Source organism: Rhizobium sp. L9, assembly GCF_002531885.1.
GTDB lineage: Bacteria > Pseudomonadota > Alphaproteobacteria > Rhizobiales > Rhizobiaceae > Rhizobium.
In genome coordinates, this window is sequence record NZ_NWSZ01000012.1 from 12,450 (window position 1) to 31,229 (window position 18,780).

Below are 18,780 nucleotides of genomic sequence, written 5' to 3' on the forward strand. Positions count from 1 at the left end.
GATCGCTAGCGCAATCGGGATTGCTGACGCGATCGGGATCGCTGACGCAATCGAGATCGCTGACGCAGCTCGATCGCTGACGCAATCGACACATCAGGGAGGCAACATGCGCAGCTCGGTCGAGATCTACAATGTCAGGACGGGCAGGGCTCGCGAGGTCTGGCAGACGGACAGGCTGGTGGAAGCGCCGAATTTCTCGCCCGATGGCTCCTATCTCCTGCTGAACGGCAACGGGCTGCTCTTCCGGCTGCCGCTCGATGGCGGCGAGGTGGTGAAGGTCGATACGGGCTTTGCCGTCAATTGCAACAATGATCACGGCATTTCGCCTGATGGCACTGAGATCGTCATCTCGGACAAGACGGAGTTCGGCAAGTCGACGATCTACATCCTGCCGGTCGAAGGCGGCACGCCGCGGCTCATCACGCAAAACCAGCCGTCCTATTGGCATGGCTGGTCACCGGATGGCCGCCAGCTCGCCTATTGCGGCATTCGCGACGATCTTTTCGATATTTATACGATCTCAGTCGACGGCGGCGTCGAGACGCGGCTGACGTATGGCGAAGGCCGCAACGACGGGCCGGATTATTCCGCCGACGGCCAATGGGTCTATTTCAATTCCAGCCGCACCGGGCTGATGCAGATCTGGCGCATCCATCCGGATGGCACAGGCCTCGAACAGGTGACGTCGGACAATCACGGGAACTGGTTTCCCCATCCATCGCCCAAAAACGACAAGGTGCTGATCCTGTCCTACGATCCTTCGGTCTTTGACCATCCGCGCGATCTCGACGTGCGGTTGCGGCTGATGGATATGGACGGCGGCAACCTGAAGACGCTGTTCGAGCTTTTCGGCGGGCAGGGCACGATCAACGTGCCCTGCTGGTCACCTGATGGTGACGAGTTTGCCTATGTCAGGTATTTTCCGGCGGCTTAAGCCGCTGCCGCTCGGCGCCGCCTGCGAGCGGCGTCCGCCAGATCTTCCAGCACACTCACCGACATATCCCAGTCAATGCAGCCATCGGTGATGGACTGGCCGTAGACGAGCGGCTTGCCGGGAACGAGATCCTGGCGGCCGGCAACGAGGTTGCTTTCGATCATCATGCCCTTGATGTGGTGATTGCCCGCGGAGATCTGTCCGGCGACGTCCTTGACAACCCGTGGCTGGTTCATCGGATCTTTGCTGCTGTTGGCATGGCTGGCGTCGATGAGGATGCGCGGGGTGACCCCGAGTTTCAGGCATTCCGCTGTGACGGCTCCGACATCGGCCGCCTCATAATTCGGCCGCTTGCCGCCGCGCAGAATGATGTGGCAGTCCTCATTGCCCTTTGTCGAGGCGATTGCCGCCTGTCCGTCCTTGGTGACGGCCGGGAAGTGATGCGGTTGTGAAGCGGCCAGGATCGCGTCGATCGCGACGCGAGCCCCGCCGTCGGTGCCGTTCTTGAAGCCGATCGGGCAGGAGAGGCCGGAGGCGAGCTGGCGATGGATCTGGCTCTCGGTCGTGCGGGCGCCGATCGCACCCCAGCTGACGAGGTCGGCAATGTATTGCGGTGTGATCGTCTCGAGGAATTCGACCCCGGCGGGAAGGCCCATCGCGTTGATGTCGAGCAGCAGCCTTCTGGCAATTCTCAGCCCTTCCTCGATACGGTAGCTGCCGTCGAGATGCGGGTCGTTCATCAAGCCCTTCCAGCCGACTGTGGTGCGCGGCTTTTCGAAATAGACGCGCATGACGATTTCCAGATCACTGGAGAAGCGCTGTCGCTGCTCGGCCAGCCGCGCGGCATACTCGCGTGCAGCAACCGGATCGTGGATGGAGCAGGGGCCGATGACGACGATCAGGCGGTCGTCTTCACCCTCGAGAATCTTATGGACCGCGTGGCGGTTGCTGGTCACCGTCTCGCTGACGGCGGCGGTTCGGGGGATTTCCGCGATGACATCGGCGGGTCTGGTCAGCGGGGTGATCTCGAGAATACGCAGATCATCGATGGTGTCGGGCACGGCATGGCTCCTGTTTGGTCATACCGTGCGGAACAGAAAAGCCGCCAGGTAGACTAGCGGCTGTTCGGGTTGTCGTCGCGTTGAATTCAGTTACGCACAGACCCGCATCCGCTGGAAGCAGCGGTACGAATAAAATCGCGAGGAGGCGTAGGCTGAAGTCGTCGACATTCCGCGTATGTAGCGTCGCGGCCGCTCATTGTCACGCAAAATTTGCGAGGCGAAATCACGGGTTCGCCTCTTTAAGGCTGACGTGCCGACGCTTGCCTCCGTTCCGATTTCCTGAAATAGATGCGCCGTCAGGTGCCCGCCCTCGAGGCGGGAGAATCGGGAATCCGGTGCAAGGCCGGAACGTGCCCAACGCTGTAAGGCCGACGTCTGCCGCTTCATCACGCCACTGGCTTTGCCGGGAAGGCTGCGGCAGATGGATGAAGCCGAGTCAGAAGACCGGCCTGGCGAGATAGACCCAACCCGCGCGGACGGCGGGCGGTTGCGTTGTTGGGGATTTGACGATGCGACCCTCTTATGCGGATGCCCTTTCGGCGGCATCCGGTTTTTCCATGGCCGAACGTGAAGCCGTCTATCACGCAATCATGACGCGGCGTGACGTGCGCAGCCAGTTCCTGCCCGATCCCTTGCCCGACGATGTCGTGGCGCGGCTCCTGACCGCCGCCCATCATGCGCCGTCGGTCGGCTTCATGCAGCCATGGAATTTCATTCTCGTGAAAAGTGCAACCGTCCGCACCCGCGTGCGCAACGCCTTTGCCGTGGCCAACGAAGAGGCAGCTTCGATGTTCGAAGGCGAGCGGCGGCAGGCCTATCGATCCCTCAAGCTCGAAGGCATCGTGGAGGCGCCGCTCGGCATATGCGTAACCTGCGATCCCACCCGCGGCGGCAGCGTGGTGCTGGGACGGACGCACAATCCGAGGATGGATTCCTATTCGACCGTTTGCGCCATTCAGAATCTCTGGCTCGCGGCCCGCGCCGAAGGGGTCGGCATCGGCTGGGTCAGCATCTTTCATGAAGGCGACCTGAAAACAATTCTCGGCATACCGGAGCATATCGAGGTGGTCGCCTGGCTCTGCGCCGGCTTTGTCGACCGTCTTTATGACGAACCGGAACTTTCGGTCAAAGGTTGGCGGCAGCGGCTGCCGCTCGAGGAACTCGTTTTCCACGACGGATGGGGACGCAACGACCCGTAGCAATTACTGCTGCTGTGGTTGCGGACCCGGCGTCGCCGGATTGGCAAGGTCGATCGAGCCCTGGTCGCCGGCAAGGAATTGCGGGCCGACCTGACGAACCTTGTTCTGCGTGGGGTCGTAGGGACGTTCGGCAACGGATGGCTGCGGCGGGGCTGATGCTGCCGCAGTATCTTTCGTCGGCGGTTTAGTGCGGACCGTCGTGATCGAGCCCTGCTGCGGCGGTTCGCTCAGGGCCTGCTTGCCGCGCATCTCCTCGTAATAGGCGGTGAGATTGCAGGCGCAGGAATTTTTCTCGCCAGGCGCGCGGTTCTTGTAGACAAAAGCGTTCTTCATGGCGCTATAGGGCGCGCCCGTTGCGACCGAGATCATGTTCGAGGAGTCGGTGCTGGTCACGTCGCGATAGAAGAGCTCGGTTTCAATGCCGGGGCACATCTTGGCGCAGGTCTGGGCATCGCGGCCGAAATCCACCGAGGTGGTATTTGAGCTGATCGGGAAGAAGCCACCGTCGCAGCTGCGCACGCAGATGGTGCTGATCGGTGAAAACATTTCGGCCCTCGGCAGGCCGTAACGCAGATCGGTCTCTTCACCGCCGCCGAGCGGAATGAAGGTATCGGTGCGCATCGCCTGTTCCTCGACACTCGGGGCGGGGTCGTCTGCGCTACGCTCGGTCGGGGCATAGAAATTGTCGCTGTTGCAGCCGTTGCGTTCGAGTGCCGCCGTCAATTCTCGGCGCGCGTCGTCACTGCCGTCGCCGTGGTTGCGCAGCTCGTCGCGGCGCTCCTGGAGATAACGGATATTGTCGATCATCCGGGCTTCGGCGTCAGAGAGTTCGGCGCAAAAGTCGGCGTTGTCACTGCCAATCACGACCATGCTGCCTGAAGTGCATCCGTTATTGCGCAGATCGTTGCGGACCTTGCGCAGCTCGAGGTTCTGCTCGGCCATGGCATTTGCATATTGGCGCGCTTCCGGCCCGTTATTGCTACCGATCGATCGTGGCAGGTCGGCAAGGCGACCGCGCAAGTCGTTGCAAATAGCGCTGGTCTGTGCTGCGGCCGGTGATGCCAGCGCAAGCATAAGAGCAAGAGACAGATTTCGGCGTTTCACGGCGTCGTCCGGGAATGAGAAAGTGTCGATCGGTCAAAGGTGGCGTCCATCCGCCGTACCTTGTCTCTTAACGTGTTTCTCTTAATAAGCTTGGATCAATTCCTAGCGCATTTTCGAGATTTTATCCAGAAGATGCGGGTATTCTTCCGTGAGGTAAGTCGGCACTCGTTGCATCCGGAGGCGGACACTGCAGCCGTCACCAGCAGTTCCCTTCTTCATCCGAATTGTTATTCTCGGCGCTCGTTCCCGCGGGGAATTGGTTTCACTGAGGATAAAGCGATGCGCTACATGCTGATGCTGCATGCGGACGAAACTGCCGGGAGGTCCATAGCGCCTCAGGACATGGGGCGCTTCATGGAGCAGATGTATGCCTATCAACAAGCGCTGGAGAAGGCGGCAGCATTTGTCTCCAGCAATGCGCTCGTCAGTTCCTCTGAGGCCAGTCTCGTTCGTGTTCAAGGAAACGAGGTCAGCGTTTTGGACGGCCCTTATGCCGATGTTCGCGAACAGTTCGGTGGGTACTTTATCATCGACGTCGCCGATATGGACGAGGCCAACAAATGGGCGGCACGCTGTCCTGCCGCGACCTGGGGAACGGTTGAGGTTCGTCGCATCAGGGATGCGTCGGAATATGCGGGATGACGGTTTCTGGTTCCAGCGTTGCCCGAGGTGTAGCAGAGCGGGTGGCGCGCGAGAGCTATGGACGACTCGTCGCTTACATTGGCGGGCGTTTGGGTGATATCGCGTCCGCGGAGGATGCGCTCGCGACGGCTTTCCTCACGGCTCTCGAAAAATGGCCTGTCGATGGCGTGCCCGACAACCCCGATGCCTGGCTGTTGACCATCGCGCGCAGGCGCAAACTCGATGACTGGCGCAAAGACAAAGTGAAGGCGAAGAGCGCCGATCATCTTGCCCTCGTTACCGAGGAACTCTCGGCCGCGGCGGAAATGGACGAGGAGATTGCGGACAGGCGACTAGCGCTCATGTTTGCCTGCGCACATCCTGGCATCGATGCGTCGGCGCGGACGCCGCTGATCCTCCAGACCGTGCTAGGCCTGACCGCTGCGGACATCGCCGCGCGGTTTCTCGTCTCTCCGAAGGCCATGGGGCAGAGGCTTGTAAGAGCCAAGGCGAGGATCAGGGATGAGAAAATTCCGTTCCTCGTGCCGGAAAAGGAGGAACTGTCGGACCGCCTGCCGCCAGTACTCGCCTCCATCTACGCCGCCTATACCAACGGGTGGATGGACATCGACGGGGCGGAAGCGCTTGGACATGAGGCAATCTGGCTTGCAAGCGTGGTTGTATCACTGCTTCCGCAAGAGCCGGAACCGAAAGGTCTTCTCGCGCTGATGCTTTATACGGAGGCGCGGCGATCGTCTCGCAGAGGCCCCGATGGCGCATTCGTATCGCTGGACAGCCAGGATGTCGGGCTTTGGGATCATGAGCAATTGCGCCTCGCTGAAGGTCTCCTCAGAGAAGCAAATGCAAACGGTCCGACCGGCCGCTACCAAATCGAGGCGGCCATCCAATCTGCTCATGTCGCGCGCCGTTTGAGCGGCATCTTAAACTGGCAGGCCGTGATTTCCCTCTATGACGTGCTGGGCAGGATTGCTCCGTCGCCCGTCGTGACGCTCAATCGGTCCGTGGCTCTCATGCGGATAGGGCAGGCAGAGGCGGCTCTTGCTGACATACATGCGCTTGCCGGGGATCTGCGAATGGCCGACTACCTGCCGTACTGGACGGCCCGCGCGCAGATTTGCGCCGATCTAGGCAGGCTTGTCGAGGCGGCGGAAGCTTTCACGGTCGCTATCGGATTGTGTTGGTCGGAGGCAGAACGACGCCACCTCGAAGAACAGCGCTCGAAAGTTTTGTATTGACGCGAGCTTTTTTTTGCGCGGCCTGTCGAAATCGAGAACTCCTGCACGACATCCACTTGTCCAACCAAGGAGTACGACATGACCACCACTTCAATAATCGTCCAGAGCATCTTCGCCTCCGCCACCGTTTCCAACTTTGACGAGGCGCTCGTCTGGTATGAGAAGTTCATGGGACGTCCCGCAGACAGCAAACCGATACCGGGCATGGCTCAGTGGCGTAATATGGGCGAAGCCGGCCTGCAGGTCTGGAAGGATGACGAACGCGCCGGCAACGGGATCATAACGATCGTCGTACCCGAGCTCGAGGTTGAGCTCGAAAGGCTTTCGCACCAGGGCTTGCAACCCGCCAACAAAATCGAAGGCGACTTTGGGCGCGTGGCTCAGATACTCGACGGTGAGGGCAACCGGATCAACCTGGCCGAGCCTCCCAAACGATCTGCGAACAATGACTTCGCCGTCTCCAGACCATTAAGCCTTTGGCCCAGAGCAATTTGGGCCAAGACCGGCGATAACTGAATGGCACGGAAGCGGCTGCCAGACCATCAAACACCCTTGGAGCGCGCCATTTCAGCGCGCATCCAGCTTGAGTCTCCCCATGTCGAGAGCCAGATCATCAGGTCGGTGAGCGCGGCGACGACTGGCAGAAGCAGGGCGTGGCCGATGCCGCGTTTCGTCTGGTTGCTCTCAGCCTCCCTGAGATGCGCCAACTCCTCTTGCTGGATCGAGGCGATGAGGCCGTGAAGCTCCCGATCACGGGTCGTGAGGAAGGCCAGTTGATCTTCGAGATGGCGGTGAACCGTGCTCTCGACCGCCTCGGTGCAGATCCAGACCATGTTGCGTCCACCGAGGGCCGTCAGCAAACCGAGCAGATAACCGCCGAGGCTCCAGAATGCCATGACGCGGCATGGTCTGGCATTCCTGGATGGCATCGCGTCGTGAAACAGGCGGCAATGCTCGATCTCGTCGTTCCGCATTTTGCGAAGTACTGGCACGATATCAGGAAACAGCCGATCGGCCATCCAGATCTGCGCTCCGTAGATGCGAATCGCGCCGAATTCGCCGGCGTGATTGACCTTGAGAATGCGGCGAACGGTTACGGCATGATCGCGCTTGCCGGCGCTGCTCAACGGATTGTCCATGGCGCTGCCCCTCACAGTTTCCCATCGGCAGTAGGCGCTTTCGGTGCCAGCGTCGTCAATAGTTGACACGAGGGGACGTGCAATTCCAATGTCGGCTTCGGGTGGCCGTCGCAAATCGCGCAGGTCAGGGCGGGGGCGCAGCGAAGGCGAAAATGGCAGGCATTTGCAAGGAGCTAAGCTCCCCCACAACGACGGCCCCGACAGCCCAACACGGTCTCTACGTCTTCGCGGATGGTTGTTATGACCCCGGTTCCGGACACGGAGGCTGGGCCTTTGTCGCCTATCGCGATTCTGTGGAAATCGCGTCCAGCTTCGGCGGTGTGCGTGATTCCGCCAATAATTCGATGGAATTGACCGCGGTCTTGCAGGCAGTCATGTGGATCAGTAGCGATGCAACGGGCGAAGCCGCGACCATTTGGTCGGATTCGATCTATGCCGTCAAAGGCTGCAACGACAGGCGGCACATTTGGAAGAATAACGGCTGGAAGAAAAACAATCCGAATGGGAACGCCCGCAGCCGGGCGATCGCTAATGCGGAACTCTGGAAAGCGGTCGATCTTCAGTTATCCCGGAACGCCCTCGTAACCATTGCCTGGTGCAAGGGCCATTCCGGCATATCAGGCAACGAACGCGCGGATGAGCTTGCGGATGGAGGACGGCTGTCGATACGGGACGCGTGATATGGGGATATCAACTGGCTGCGGATGCCTGGGATGGCACGGCGTCAAAACTCCACGCGGCGCCATTGCATCAGGGCACAAGGCCGCCGCCAGAGATGGCATAAATGCACCCTTCAGCGATTTCCGGTTATGTCCAAGTTTCAGCATCAGCTAACGGCGTCATCGAAGCCGATCAGGCTTGAAGAATGTGCCTGCGCGTCAGCTCCATCAGACCATCGGTATCGCGTCGCTCTATCGCATCGACCATCTGCTGATGTTCGCGGCCGGATTGCTCGATGCGGGCGCGCGTTCGCCACTGCGACACCGGCGCGGAGGATGTCCGCTGCCGAATTTCCGTGATCAGTTCCACGAGTTCCTGGTTGCCTGCGAGAGCAAGCAGATGGCGGTGGAAGGCGAGATTGGCTTCGTAAAGTTCGAGGGTGGTGCCGTTCAGCACCAGATCGTCGAAGCGTGAAGCCAGAACCCGCAATTTCGCAATATCTCCCTCGCTCGCATTCGCGACGATACGGTCGCTGACGGCGACTTCGAGGATGACGCGAATGTCGCTGACCTCCCGGGCGCGGCGCCCGTCTTGCTCATGGACGTGGTAACCACGATTGGGGACATGCTCCACCAGTCGCTTCTGCACCAATCTGTCGAGAGCTCTGCGGACCTCGGGTCGCGTACAGTTATACCGCCTTTCCAGATCGATCTGCTTCAGCCAGGTTCCGGGCGGGAGACGGCCGGCAAGGATATCCTGGAGAATGAGTTCGGTCACATCGGAGGTTTGCGGCTCTTGTGCTTGCGCCGTCGCTCCGCTTTCCAGCGAATTCATGCAATTCTCCCCAGCCCGATTTCGGCGATGACTATCATAGCTCTCCCCCGGCCAACAACGAGGCCGATTGACAGCGTCGAAAAATATTCCAGCTCATAGCTTGCGTGCCCGATTTAATTGGAGCATAAAATTGGCGCCAATTTGATTACCATTATATGAAGCGGGTTGTAAATCCATGCAGAACTCCGATGCGGTCTGGGAAATCGTCGAGAGAAAGCGCGCGGCGTTCTTCGAGTTGAGTGACCGCATCTGGGATATTCCCGAGACCAATTACCTCGAACATCAATCAGCCGAAGAACACGCCCGCATGCTGGAAAGAGAGGGCTTTCGCGTCGACCGCGGCATTGCCGGGTTGCCGACGGCGGTCATGGGAGAGGCGGGCGAGGGTGGCCCGGTCATCGCAATCCTTGGCGAGTTCGATGCGCTGCCGGGATTGAGCCAGGAGGCCGGTATTGCCGAGCAGCGGCCCTTGGTCGACGGCGGCAATGGTCACGGCTGCGGCCATAATATGCTGGGCGCCGGATCCATGCTCGCTGCCGCTGCGGTCAAGGATTTCCTTGCCGAAAGCGGCTTGACGGGAAGGGTGCGCTATTACGGCTGCCCCGCGGAGGAAGGCGGCTCTTCGAAGGGTTTCATGGTGCGCGCCGGCGTTTTCGACGACGTGGATATCGCGATCTCCTGGCATCCGGCAGCCTTTGCCGGCGTCAACAATCCCATCTCGCTCGCCTGCAACGAGATCAACTTCCATTTTTCGGGGCGGGCGTCGCATGCTTCCGCGACGCCGCATCTCGGCCGCAGCGCTCTCGATGCAGTGGAACTGATGAATGTAGGCGTCAATTATATGCGCGAGCACATGCCTTCCACTGCGCGTATCCACTATGCCATCACTGACGCGGGCGGTGGGGCGCCTAACGTCGTGCAGGCACGCGCGACGGTACGCTATCTCGTCCGTGCTCGGACCTTGCCGGAACTCCTGTCTCTGGTTGCCCGCGTCAAGAAAGTTGCCGAAGGTGCTGCCCTGATGACCGAGACGACGGTCCGGAGTGAAATTGTCAGCGGGGATGCCAATCTCGTTGGCAATACACCACTCGAAGAGTGCATGTTCGCCCATCTGCAGCGGCTTGGCCCACCAGTGTTTGATGATGCCGACCGAGAAACGGCCCGCAAGTTCCAGCAGACCTTCAACGCAGAGGATATCGCCGCGTCCTATGGTCGTTTCGGGCTGAAACCGAACGACGACCAGCCGCTCTGTGAGGAGATTTTTCCGTTGAATGCCGGTGACGGCACTCTGGTCGGCTCCACCGATGTCGGGACGGTCAGCTGGGTGGTGCCGACCGTGCAGATGCGAGGGGCTACCTACGCTGTCGGTACGCCCGGACACTCCTGGCAGCTGGTTGCGCAAGGGAAACTGCCGGCTGCCCACAAGGGAACCGAACACGCCGCCAAGGTAATGGCGAGCACGGCCGCCGATCTCATCGGTAACCCCGCATTGATCGAAGCTGCCAAGGCCGATCACAGGGCGCGTCTGGAGCGTACGCCTTTCGTCAATCCGATTCCGGATGACGTTAAGCCGCCATTGCCGGAGAAGGCTGATGCCTAACCCCGACCTGCTGCCCGACCGTGAACGCCTGATGGCGCATATCCGCAAGTTTGCCCGTCGGGTGAAATTGTCCGGAACGCCGGAGGAGCTCGAGAGCTTTCATTATCTTCAGGCGCAGATGGAGAGCTACGGATACGGAACGCAGCTGCTGTCACATGATGCTTTCATCAGCCTGCCTGGCCCGGCGAAGGTCGGGGTCGAAGGTGAAGACCTCCGTTGCATTACCCATTCGATGTCGGTTTCGACGGCTGCAGTGGGCATCAGCGGAGACCTTGAATATGTCGGCGACGGCAAGGAAGCCGATTTCGTCGGCAAGGACTTGTCCGGCAAGATCGTCCTGGTCGACGGGATTGCGACGGAGGAAGTCGCCGCGTTGGCGAGCGCGGCCGGCGCCCTCGGCGAAATCCATGTCAGCCCGAATGAGCATCTCTACGAAATGTGCGTGTCGCCGGTCTGGGGCAGCCCGTCGCAACACACGCGCGCCCATCTGCCGAAAACAGTGATCTGCACCATCGCGCGGGAAGATGGAGTGCGCCTGCGCGACAGGCTCGCGCGCGGCCAGAAGGTCCGTGCGACGCTCACTGCAGAGGTCGACACCGGCTGGCGCAGGACGCCGCTGCTTGTCGCCGAGCTTCAGCCGGCGGGCGAGGACAAACCGTTCGTACTGTTTTCGGGCCATCATGACACCTGGCACTTCGGCGTCATGGACAATGGCGGCGCGAACGCGTCCATGCTTGAGGCGGCACGCTTGCTTGCCCTTCATGCGGGTGATTGGCGACGCGGCCTGCGCATCTGCTTCTGGTCAGGCCATTCGCACGGTCGCTATTCCGGCTCCGCCTGGTATGCGGATGAATTTTTCGACGAGCTCGATCGCCGCTGCGCCGTGCATGTCAATGTCGACTCCACGGGCGGCGAGGGCGCAACCGTCCTCACCAATTCCGGTGTCATCGACGAGTTGAAGCCGCTGGCTCTTGAGGTGATCGAGGACGTCACCGGACAAAGGCATGCGGGCAGGCGGCATGGCAGAGCGGCGGATCATTCATTCTGGGGTGTCGGCATCCCCTCGATGTTCGGCAGCCTCAGTCATCAGCCGCCAGGCCCCGTCAAGACGCTGACGGCGCTCGGTTGGTGGTGGCACACGCCGCACGACACGGCAGAGCACATCGATCCCGACAATCTGAGCCGGGATACGCGAATCGTGCTGGAAACACTTTGGCGCCTGCTGACCTCGCCCGTCCTGCCACTTGACTATTCCGTCTACGCACACGCTCTCAGCCACGAGGTTGCGCGACTGCATGCTGAGCTTTCCGGTCGTATCGACATCTCGGCCCTCGCAAATGCAATTGACGAGTTGGGCATCAGCGCGAAGGCGGTAATGGAGATGAAGGACCCGTCTTCTGCAAAGACGGCGCGCGTCAACGCATCGCTGATGCGCGCCGGCCGCCATCTCGTGCCGCTGAATTATACGAGCGGCGAGCGCTTTCACCATGATTCCGCCCTCCCGCACCCGGCCTGGCCGTCACTTGAGGGGCTGCGGGCGCTGGCCGCGCAGCCCGTCGGATCGCCAGACATACCTTTCTACGCTGTTCATGCGCGCCAGACGAGAAATCGCCTGATCCATGGACTGAGGGAAGCCAATGCGGCTTTGCGTGCGGCCCTGGAGGACTGACGCAGCCATAGCAGAACTGACAGGTGGCCATTTGGCCGCCGAAAGGGGAACAGAAAATGAAAAATAGAAAATTGCCTGCCGTTTTGTTCGGCGCCATTGCCTTCCTGACTTCATTCGCTGCCGGCGCCAAGGACTGGACGCATGTCAAGGTCGGCATCGAAGGGGCTTTCCCGCCCTGGAACCTCATGGATTCCAGCGGCAAGCTGGCCGGCTTCGACGTCGACCTCATCAATGACCTGTGCAAACGCGCCAAAGCCGACTGCGAACTCATCGCAGGCGATTGGAATGCGATGATCCCGAGCCTCAATGCTGGAAAATTCGATCTGGTGATGACTCTCGGCATCAACGAGAAGCGGAAGCAGGTGGTCGATTTCACCGTGCCCTACGCGAGCGGGGTCGCGAGCTTCCTGCTTCTGAAGGACGGGCCGGTGTCCCCTCTGCCGATGGCCGGAGAGCGGCTGAATTTGAACGACAAGTCCAAGGCAGATCCGGTGATGGCCGCAATCGGCGAAGCCCTCAAAGGCAAGACGGTCGGCGTCGTCCAGTCGACCAGCCAGGAGCAGTTGATCAACGCCTATTTCGGATCCGACGTAACAGTGCGCGCCTATAAGAATTCCGGCGAGCGCGACCTCGATCTGAAGGCCGGGCGCATCGATGCCGGTTTCGATAGCGGCGTTTATGAAACCTCCGTGCTCGGCAAGCCCGGCAATGACGATCTGATGATGTCCGGCCCGCTGGTGAAAGGCGCGATGTTGGCTACCGAAGTCGCACTCGGCATGCGCAAGGGCGAGACCGATCTGAAGGCCAAATTTGATGACGCAATCAGGCAAGCCGCCAAGGATGGCACGATTAGGCAGCTCTCGGAAAAATGGAGCAAGATCGACCTGACACCGACCTTTGACGCTCCCTAAGCGCCCTTTCGGCGCATCACGCTCAGCAGAGGCTATGACAATGTTAGTTGCTGCAAAAACATGCTCTTCCGGAGCAGCATCATGAGCCAGCCTGGTTTTTTTGAGCTTGCCGGCTTCAGTGCGGACGGCTGGGGCCATGCTCTTCTGGCCGGAGCATGGATGACCATCCTTGTTGCAATCGCCGGCTATGCCGTCGGCGCCTGTATCGGGACGCTTGGGGCATGGGCCAAGATTGCCGGCAACGGCTTTGCTCGCGCGGCTGCCGATGCTTATACGACGGTGCTGCGGGGCATTCCCGATCTGCTGGTCATCTATCTCTTCTATTTCGGCGGGAGCGCCGTGGTTACGGCGGTCGGCCGGCTTTTCGGCGCCGAAGGTTTCCTCGGCTTTCCGGGCTTTCTTGCCGGCTCCCTCGCCGTGGGCGTCACATCCGGCGCTCAGTTCACGGAAGTGCTGCGAGGTGGCTTCAAGGCGGTCCATCCGGGTGAGATCGAGGCGGCTATCGCCTGCGGCATGCCGCGCTGGCTTCGCCTGCGGCGGATCGTTGCGCCGCTGACCCTACGTCACGCGCTTCCCGGTCTCGGCAATGTCTGGCAGGTCGTCCTGAAGGAGTCGGCACTGGTATCGATCACCGGTGTTGCCGAACTCCTGCGCCAGGCCCAGGTCGGCGCTGGATCGACCGGGCTGCCATTCGATTTCTACCTGATGGCCGGCGCGATCTACCTGATGATCTCGACAGTTTCGAGCCTCGTTCTCCAGCAGGCGGAGCGGCGCCTGTCGCGCGGCCTGGGGAGGAGGGGATGATGGATTGGCAGTTTCTCAACGAAACATTTGTGAGCCTGGTCGCCGCAATTCCGCTAACGATCGAGCTTGCCGTGACATCGATCTGCCTTGGGGCCATTCTGGCGCTGTTGCTGGCGCTTGCCCGCCTCTCCGGCGTTGCCGCGCTCGATTGGTTCGCGCGGCTCTATGTCTTCATCTTCCGCGGCACGCCGCTGTTGGTGCAGATATTTCTCATCTATTACGGTCTCGGCCAGTTTCCAGCCGTACGGCACAGCGTCTTCTGGCCGTTTCTCCGCGATCCTTACTGGTGCGCGGTGCTGGCGCTGACCTTGAATACAGCCGCCTACGCCAGCGAGATCATTCGCGGCGGCCTGCTCTCGGTACCGCACGGCCAAATTGAGGCTGCCCGCGCCTGCGGCATGCATCGCTTCCTGATGTTTCGCCGGATCGTTCTGCCGCTGGCAATCCGTCAGGCATTGCCCGCATACGGTAACGAGATGATATCAATGGTCAAGGCGACGTCACTTGCCTCGATCATTACGCTGATGGAGGTAACCGGGGTTGCGGCCAAGATCATCTCCGAGACCTATCGCGCAATCGAGGTCTTCGTCGTCTCCGGGGCTATCTACCTCGCCCTCAATTTCTTGCTGACGCGTCTCATTCAATTCGCCGAGTACAGGCTTAGCCCGCACTTGCGCGCTCCTGTTCCCGTCAGCCGAGCGAGCAGCACTATGGCGACCCCTGCAGGAGAGCATCGATGACGGCCACACCAATCGCACTCAGCGTGCGCGACATGCACAAGAGCTTCGGGCCTGTCCAGGTCATCAGGGGCATCTCGCTTGATGCCCTGGAAGGCGATGTCGTTTCCATTGTCGGCTCCTCGGGCTCGGGGAAATCGACGTTCCTGCGTTGCATCAATCTGCTGGAAACGCCGGATTCGGGTGAAGTGACTGTCGCCGGCGAAACGATCTCGATGCAGCGCAACGCCGGCGGCAAGCACCGCCCCACGGATCGAAAGCAGGTCGATCGTGTCCGCTCACAGCTCGGAATGGTGTTCCAGAGTTTCAACCTCTGGTCTCACAAGACCGTCCTCGAAAACCTTATCGAGGCACCGATCCATGTTCAGCGCCGTTCACGCGCCGAATGCATCGACGAAGCTGAAGCGTTGCTGGCCAAAGTCGGCATCGCCGATAAACGCAATTTCTATCCCGCTCATCTTTCCGGCGGTCAGCAGCAGCGCGCCGCCATTGCCCGCGCCCTCGCTATGCATCCAAAGGTGATGCTCTTCGATGAACCGACATCGGCGCTCGATCCGGAGCTTGTAGGAGAGGTCCTACGCGTCATGCGCGCCTTGGCGGAAGAAGGACGCACCATGCTGGTCGTCACACATGAGATGGGATTTGCGCGCGACGTCTCCAGCCGCGTCGTCTTTTTACACAAGGGCGTGGTCGAGGAAGAGGGCAAACCTCAGGATGTCTTCTCGAATTCGAAGTCGGAGCGCTTCCGCCAGTTCATCAATCAATAGTTCATCAAGCTCAATCAAGAAGGGGAACTCAGTATGAAATACCTGACCGCAATCATGGCCGCGATCACTATGGTCGCCAGCTTAGCCGTTTCGACGGCGGCACGCGCCGAGGAGAAGAACTGGACGCATGTGACGATTGCGACCGAGGGAGCGTTTCGGCCGTGGAACTTCACCAAGGCAGACGGCAGCCTTGACGGTTACGAAATCGAGCTGATCAAGTATTTTTGCGCTCATATGAAGGTCGAATGCACGACCGTGATCCAGCCTTTTGACGGCATGATCCCGGCTCTTAACGCTGGAAAGTTCGACGCAATCGTTTCGGGGATGTCTGCAACCGCCAAGCGCGAGGAGGTCATTGCCTTCAGCGATTCCTACGGCACGACGGGTCAGACCTTTGCGACATTGAAAGACTCCCCGCTCGCAAATCTGCCTTTGAAGGGCGAGGTATTTTCGCTCGCCACCGATGAGGCTGGCGCTGTGGCCGCGCTGAAGCAGATCGAGCCGTTGCTCAAGGGAAAGACAGTCGGCGTGCAGACTGCATCGATCGCCGCGAGCTTCCTCGACAAATATTTGAAGGGCGTCGTTGATGTCCGTGAGTACAAGACGACGGAACAGCACGATCTCGATCTTAAGGCCGGTCGCGTCGACCTCGTCATGGCATCCATGGCATATCTTTCGACAGCGGCGGCAAAGCCGGGCAACGAGGACTTCATCGTCACTGGCCCTCGTTTCCAGGGCGGCATGCTTGGGCGTGGAAGCTCAGTTGGTCTGCGTAAGGAGGATACGAAACTCAAATCTATGTTCAACGAGGCGATCGCAGCAGCCAAAGCAGACGGCACGATCGTCAAGCTATCGCAGAAGTGGTTCGGCTTTGACGTGACGCCGAGGTAAAACGCGGCTGGATGCCAGCACTTGCGAAATCTCGGCGAGTGCTGGTTATCCGTGAATCTTCCGGTCACAATGCCGGCTTATGCCGGCTGCGATGCCTCGACGACGGCGAGCGCTGCCATGTTGACGACGCCGCGCGAGGTAACCGACGGCGCGAGGATGTGCGCGGGCATGGCGGCGCCGAGCAGAATCGGGCCAACATGCAGGCCGTCGGTCATCGACTTGACCACACCGAGCGTGATGTTGGCGGCGTCGAGGTTGGGGAAGACGAGCAGGTTTGCCTCGTCGTGCAGCGTGGTGTGCGGCATGACGCGCTTGCGCAGCGCTTCGGTGATCGCGCTCTCGCCGTGCATTTCGCCGTCGACTTCGAGATCCGGGGCAGCATCGCGCACGAGCTGCAGGGCATTGCGCATTTTCGTGGCGCTTTCGGATTCGCGTGAGCCGAAGTTGGAATGCGAGACGAGGGCGGCGCGCGGGGTGATGCCGAAGCGGCGGATTTCCTCGGCCGCCATGACAGTCGCCTCGGCGATCTCCTCGGCGCTCGGATTGAAGGTGACATAGGTGTCGGTGAAGAAGGTGGCGCCGCGCTGTGAGATCATCAGGCTGAGCGCCGAGAAATCGCGGACATCCTTGCGCTTGCCGATGATCTGGCGCACGTCACGCAGGTGTTTCTCGTAACGGCCTTCGAGGCCGCAGATCAGCGCATCGGCCTCGCCGCGCCTCAGCGCCAGCGCGCCGATGACGGTCGTGTTGGTGCGCACGATGGTGCGGGCCGCTTCCGGGATGACACCACGCCGGCCGACGAGCGAGAAATAGAGATCGACATATTCGCGGAAGCGCGGATCGTCTTCCGGATTGATGACTTCGAAATCCTGCAACGGCCGGATGCGCAGGCCGTAGCGCTTGAGACGCGTCTCGATGACCTGCGGGCGGCCGATCAGGATCGGTTTTGCCAAGCCTTCCTCAAGCAGCACCTGGGCGGCGCGCAGCACACGCTCGTCCTCGCCTTCGGAGAAGATGACGCGCTTGTGTTCGGCTGCCTTGGCTGCCGTGAAGATCGGCTTCATGACGAAGCCGGAGCGGAAGACGAAACGGTTCAGCTGGTCGAGATAGGCGTCGAAATCCTGGATGGGCCGGCGCGCAACGCCGCTCTGTTCGGCGGCCTTGGCGACTGCAGGCGCGATGCGCAGGATGAGGCGCGGATCGAAGGGGGAAGGGATCAGATAATCGGGGCCGAAGACCGGAGTCTCGCCGGAATAGGCGCGGGCGGCGACATCGGACGGTTCTTCGCGGGCAAGCGCTGCGATGGCGCGCACGGCCGCCATCTTCATTTCCTCATTGATCGTCTCGGCGCCGCAATCGAGCGCGCCGCGGAAGATGTAGGGGAAGCAGAGGACGTTGTTGACCTGGTTGGCGAAATCCGAGCGGCCGGTGCAGATCATCGCATCGGGACGGGCGGCGCGGGCGAGATCCGGCATGATCTCCGGAGTCGGATTGGCGAGCGCCATGATCAGCGGCTTGTCGGCCATTTGCGCCAGCAGCTCCGGTTTCAGCACGCCGGCGGCCGAGAGACCCAGGAAGACATCAGCGCCGCCGATATTTTCGGCGAGCGTGCGGGTGTCGCTCTTCTGGGCATAGACGGACTTCCATTCGTCCATCAGTTCGGTGCGGCCCTCGTAGACGAGGCCTTCGATATCGTGGACCCAGATGTTTTCGCGTTTGGCGCCGAGGGTCACCAGCAGATTGAGGCAGGCAAGGGCGGCAGCACCCGCGCCCGAGGCAACGATCTTGACGTTCTCGATGGCTTTGCCGGCGAGTTCCAGCCCGTTCAGGATAGCGGCGGCGACAATGATCGCCGTGCCGTGCTGGTCGTCGTGGAAGACAGGGATCTTCATCTTCTCGCGCAGGCGCCGCTCGACCTCGAAACATTCAGGCGCCTTGATGTCTTCAAGGTTGATGCCGCCGAAGGTCGGCTCCAGCGAGGAAACGGTCGAGACCATCTGTTCGACGCTCGCAGCGTCGATCTCGATGTCGAAGACGTCGATGCCGGCGAATTTCTTGAAGAGCACGGCCTTGCCCTCCATGACCGGCTTCGAAGCCAGAGGCCCGATATTGCCCAGACCGAGCACGGCGGTGCCGTTGGAAATGACGGCGACGAGATTGGCGCGCGAGGTATATTCGGCCGCCATTTCAGGGTTGTCACGGATGGCAAGGCAGGGAGCGGCAACGCCCGGCGAATAGGCAAGCGCCAGGTCGCGCTGGTTGCCGAGCGGCTTGGTCGCCTGGATCTCCAGCTTGCCGGGGCGGGGGTAGCGGTGGAAAAATAGCGCCTGTTCGTCGAGATCGCCGCCCGGTGCGTTCTTGTCCGTCTTGGATTTATCCTGGTGATCCATTGCCGCCTCCGTGCACGTCTTTTTCTGGAGTTCCCTCCATACATCAATCGGATACAGGCGACAGTATGGAAATGAGGGATGGGAGAAGTTTTCGCGAGACGGCGTTTCCTACGATGTCATGGGCAATCGCCGGTACTAATCCTTTTGGAAAACTTGTTTGACGCCTCGTGCGAGCGCAAGATGCGGCCCGCGACGGTGCGGGG

General features: G+C 60.7%; 18 protein-coding genes and 1 riboswitch. Of the genes, 13 read left to right on the top strand and 5 right to left on the bottom strand.

The annotated features are described in order from the left end of the window. Window positions 1-106: 106 nt before the first annotated feature. On the top strand, window positions 107-934 hold the full coding sequence (locus CO660_RS13840; protein WP_097599187.1) for a TolB family protein: 828 nt from the start codon (window positions 107-109) through the stop codon (window positions 932-934). Here the strand turns inward: CO660_RS13840 and CO660_RS13845 are convergent. Further along, complete coding sequence (locus tag CO660_RS13845) at window positions 931-1,995, bottom strand: 3-deoxy-7-phosphoheptulonate synthase (RefSeq protein WP_097599188.1); 1,065 nt, start codon at window positions 1,993-1,995, stop codon at window positions 931-933. The genes CO660_RS13840 and CO660_RS13845 overlap by 4 nt on opposite strands. Before the next feature lie 281 nt (window positions 1,996-2,276). Beyond that, window positions 2,277-2,463, top strand: a riboswitch (cobalamin riboswitch). 41 nt (window positions 2,464-2,504) lie between these two features. Between CO660_RS13845 and bluB the strand changes: the two genes are divergently transcribed. Next, complete coding sequence (gene bluB, locus CO660_RS13850; RefSeq protein ID WP_097599189.1) at window positions 2,505-3,194, top strand: 5,6-dimethylbenzimidazole synthase; 690 nt, start codon at window positions 2,505-2,507, stop codon at window positions 3,192-3,194. Window positions 3,195-3,197: 3 nt separating this feature from the next. On the opposite strand, the gene CO660_RS13855 is transcribed toward bluB, so the two are convergent. After that, window positions 3,198-4,298, bottom strand: a complete 1,101-nt coding sequence (locus tag CO660_RS13855; protein ID WP_097599190.1) for a DUF2865 domain-containing protein — start codon at window positions 4,296-4,298, stop codon at window positions 3,198-3,200. Window positions 4,299-4,577: 279 nt separating this feature from the next. On the opposite strand from CO660_RS13855, the gene CO660_RS13860 reads away from it, so the two are divergent. From CO660_RS13860 to CO660_RS13870, 3 genes are all read left to right on the top strand, one after another. Next, the gene (locus CO660_RS13860) at window positions 4,578-4,940 is read left to right on the top strand and encodes a YciI family protein (protein WP_097599191.1); all 363 of its coding nucleotides are present in this window, start codon (window positions 4,578-4,580) and stop codon (window positions 4,938-4,940) included. After that, window positions 4,937-6,175: a DUF6596 domain-containing protein gene (locus CO660_RS13865; protein WP_097599192.1), complete on the top strand. Its 1,239-nt coding sequence runs from the start codon at window positions 4,937-4,939 to the stop codon at window positions 6,173-6,175. The genes CO660_RS13860 and CO660_RS13865 overlap by 4 nt, the downstream gene beginning before the upstream one ends. 78 nt (window positions 6,176-6,253) lie before the next feature. Next, window positions 6,254-6,691, top strand: a complete 438-nt coding sequence (locus tag CO660_RS13870; protein WP_097599193.1) for a lactoylglutathione lyase — start codon at window positions 6,254-6,256, stop codon at window positions 6,689-6,691. Window positions 6,692-6,717: 26 nt separating this feature from the next. On the opposite strand, the gene CO660_RS13875 is transcribed toward CO660_RS13870, so the two are convergent. After that, the gene (locus CO660_RS13875; RefSeq protein WP_097599194.1) at window positions 6,718-7,314 is read right to left on the bottom strand and encodes a demethoxyubiquinone hydroxylase family protein; all 597 of its coding nucleotides are present in this window, start codon (window positions 7,312-7,314) and stop codon (window positions 6,718-6,720) included. Window positions 7,315-7,466: 152 nt separating this feature from the next. Between CO660_RS13875 and CO660_RS13880 the strand changes: the two genes are divergently transcribed. Beyond that, entirely contained in the window at window positions 7,467-7,994 is a 528-nt protein-coding gene (locus tag CO660_RS13880) for a ribonuclease H (protein ID WP_097599195.1), read from the top strand. Between the two features lie 172 nt (window positions 7,995-8,166). Here CO660_RS13880 and CO660_RS13885 read toward each other — a convergent pair whose 3' ends face one another. Continuing rightward, window positions 8,167-8,808, bottom strand: coding sequence for a GntR family transcriptional regulator (locus tag CO660_RS13885; RefSeq protein ID WP_097599196.1), 642 nt, complete (start codon window positions 8,806-8,808; stop codon window positions 8,167-8,169). Window positions 8,809-8,983: 175 nt separating this feature from the next. Between CO660_RS13885 and CO660_RS13890 the strand changes: the two genes are divergently transcribed. The 7 genes from CO660_RS13890 to CO660_RS13920 all read left to right on the top strand — a co-directional run bounded on the left by CO660_RS13890 (window position 8,984) and on the right by CO660_RS13920 (window position 16,187). Then, the gene (locus tag CO660_RS13890; RefSeq protein ID WP_097599197.1) at window positions 8,984-10,408 is read left to right on the top strand and encodes a M20 family metallopeptidase; all 1,425 of its coding nucleotides are present in this window, start codon (window positions 8,984-8,986) and stop codon (window positions 10,406-10,408) included. Then, complete coding sequence (locus CO660_RS13895) at window positions 10,401-12,077, top strand: M28 family peptidase (protein ID WP_097599198.1); 1,677 nt, start codon at window positions 10,401-10,403, stop codon at window positions 12,075-12,077. Before CO660_RS13890 ends, CO660_RS13895 begins: the two co-directional genes overlap by 8 nt. A gap of 56 nt (window positions 12,078-12,133) precedes the next feature. Then, window positions 12,134-12,988: a transporter substrate-binding domain-containing protein gene (locus tag CO660_RS13900; RefSeq protein ID WP_097599199.1), complete on the top strand. Its 855-nt coding sequence runs from the start codon at window positions 12,134-12,136 to the stop codon at window positions 12,986-12,988. An 81-nt stretch (window positions 12,989-13,069) separates the two neighbouring features. Then, window positions 13,070-13,792, top strand: coding sequence for an ABC transporter permease subunit (locus CO660_RS13905; protein WP_097599361.1), 723 nt, complete (start codon window positions 13,070-13,072; stop codon window positions 13,790-13,792). After that, window positions 13,792-14,532: an ABC transporter permease gene (locus tag CO660_RS13910; protein WP_097599362.1), complete on the top strand. Its 741-nt coding sequence runs from the start codon at window positions 13,792-13,794 to the stop codon at window positions 14,530-14,532. Before CO660_RS13905 ends, CO660_RS13910 begins: the two co-directional genes overlap by 1 nt. Then, entirely contained in the window at window positions 14,529-15,296 is a 768-nt protein-coding gene (locus tag CO660_RS13915; protein ID WP_097599200.1) for an ATP-binding cassette domain-containing protein, read from the top strand. Before CO660_RS13910 ends, CO660_RS13915 begins: the two co-directional genes overlap by 4 nt. A 33-nt stretch (window positions 15,297-15,329) precedes the next feature. Beyond that, complete coding sequence (locus CO660_RS13920) at window positions 15,330-16,187, top strand: transporter substrate-binding domain-containing protein (protein WP_097599201.1); 858 nt, start codon at window positions 15,330-15,332, stop codon at window positions 16,185-16,187. Between the two features lie 77 nt (window positions 16,188-16,264). Here the strand turns inward: CO660_RS13920 and CO660_RS13925 are convergent, their stop codons facing one another. Next, the gene (locus tag CO660_RS13925) at window positions 16,265-18,577 is read right to left on the bottom strand and encodes an NADP-dependent malic enzyme (RefSeq protein WP_097599202.1); all 2,313 of its coding nucleotides are present in this window, start codon (window positions 18,575-18,577) and stop codon (window positions 16,265-16,267) included. Between the last annotated feature and the right edge of the window lie 203 nt (window positions 18,578-18,780).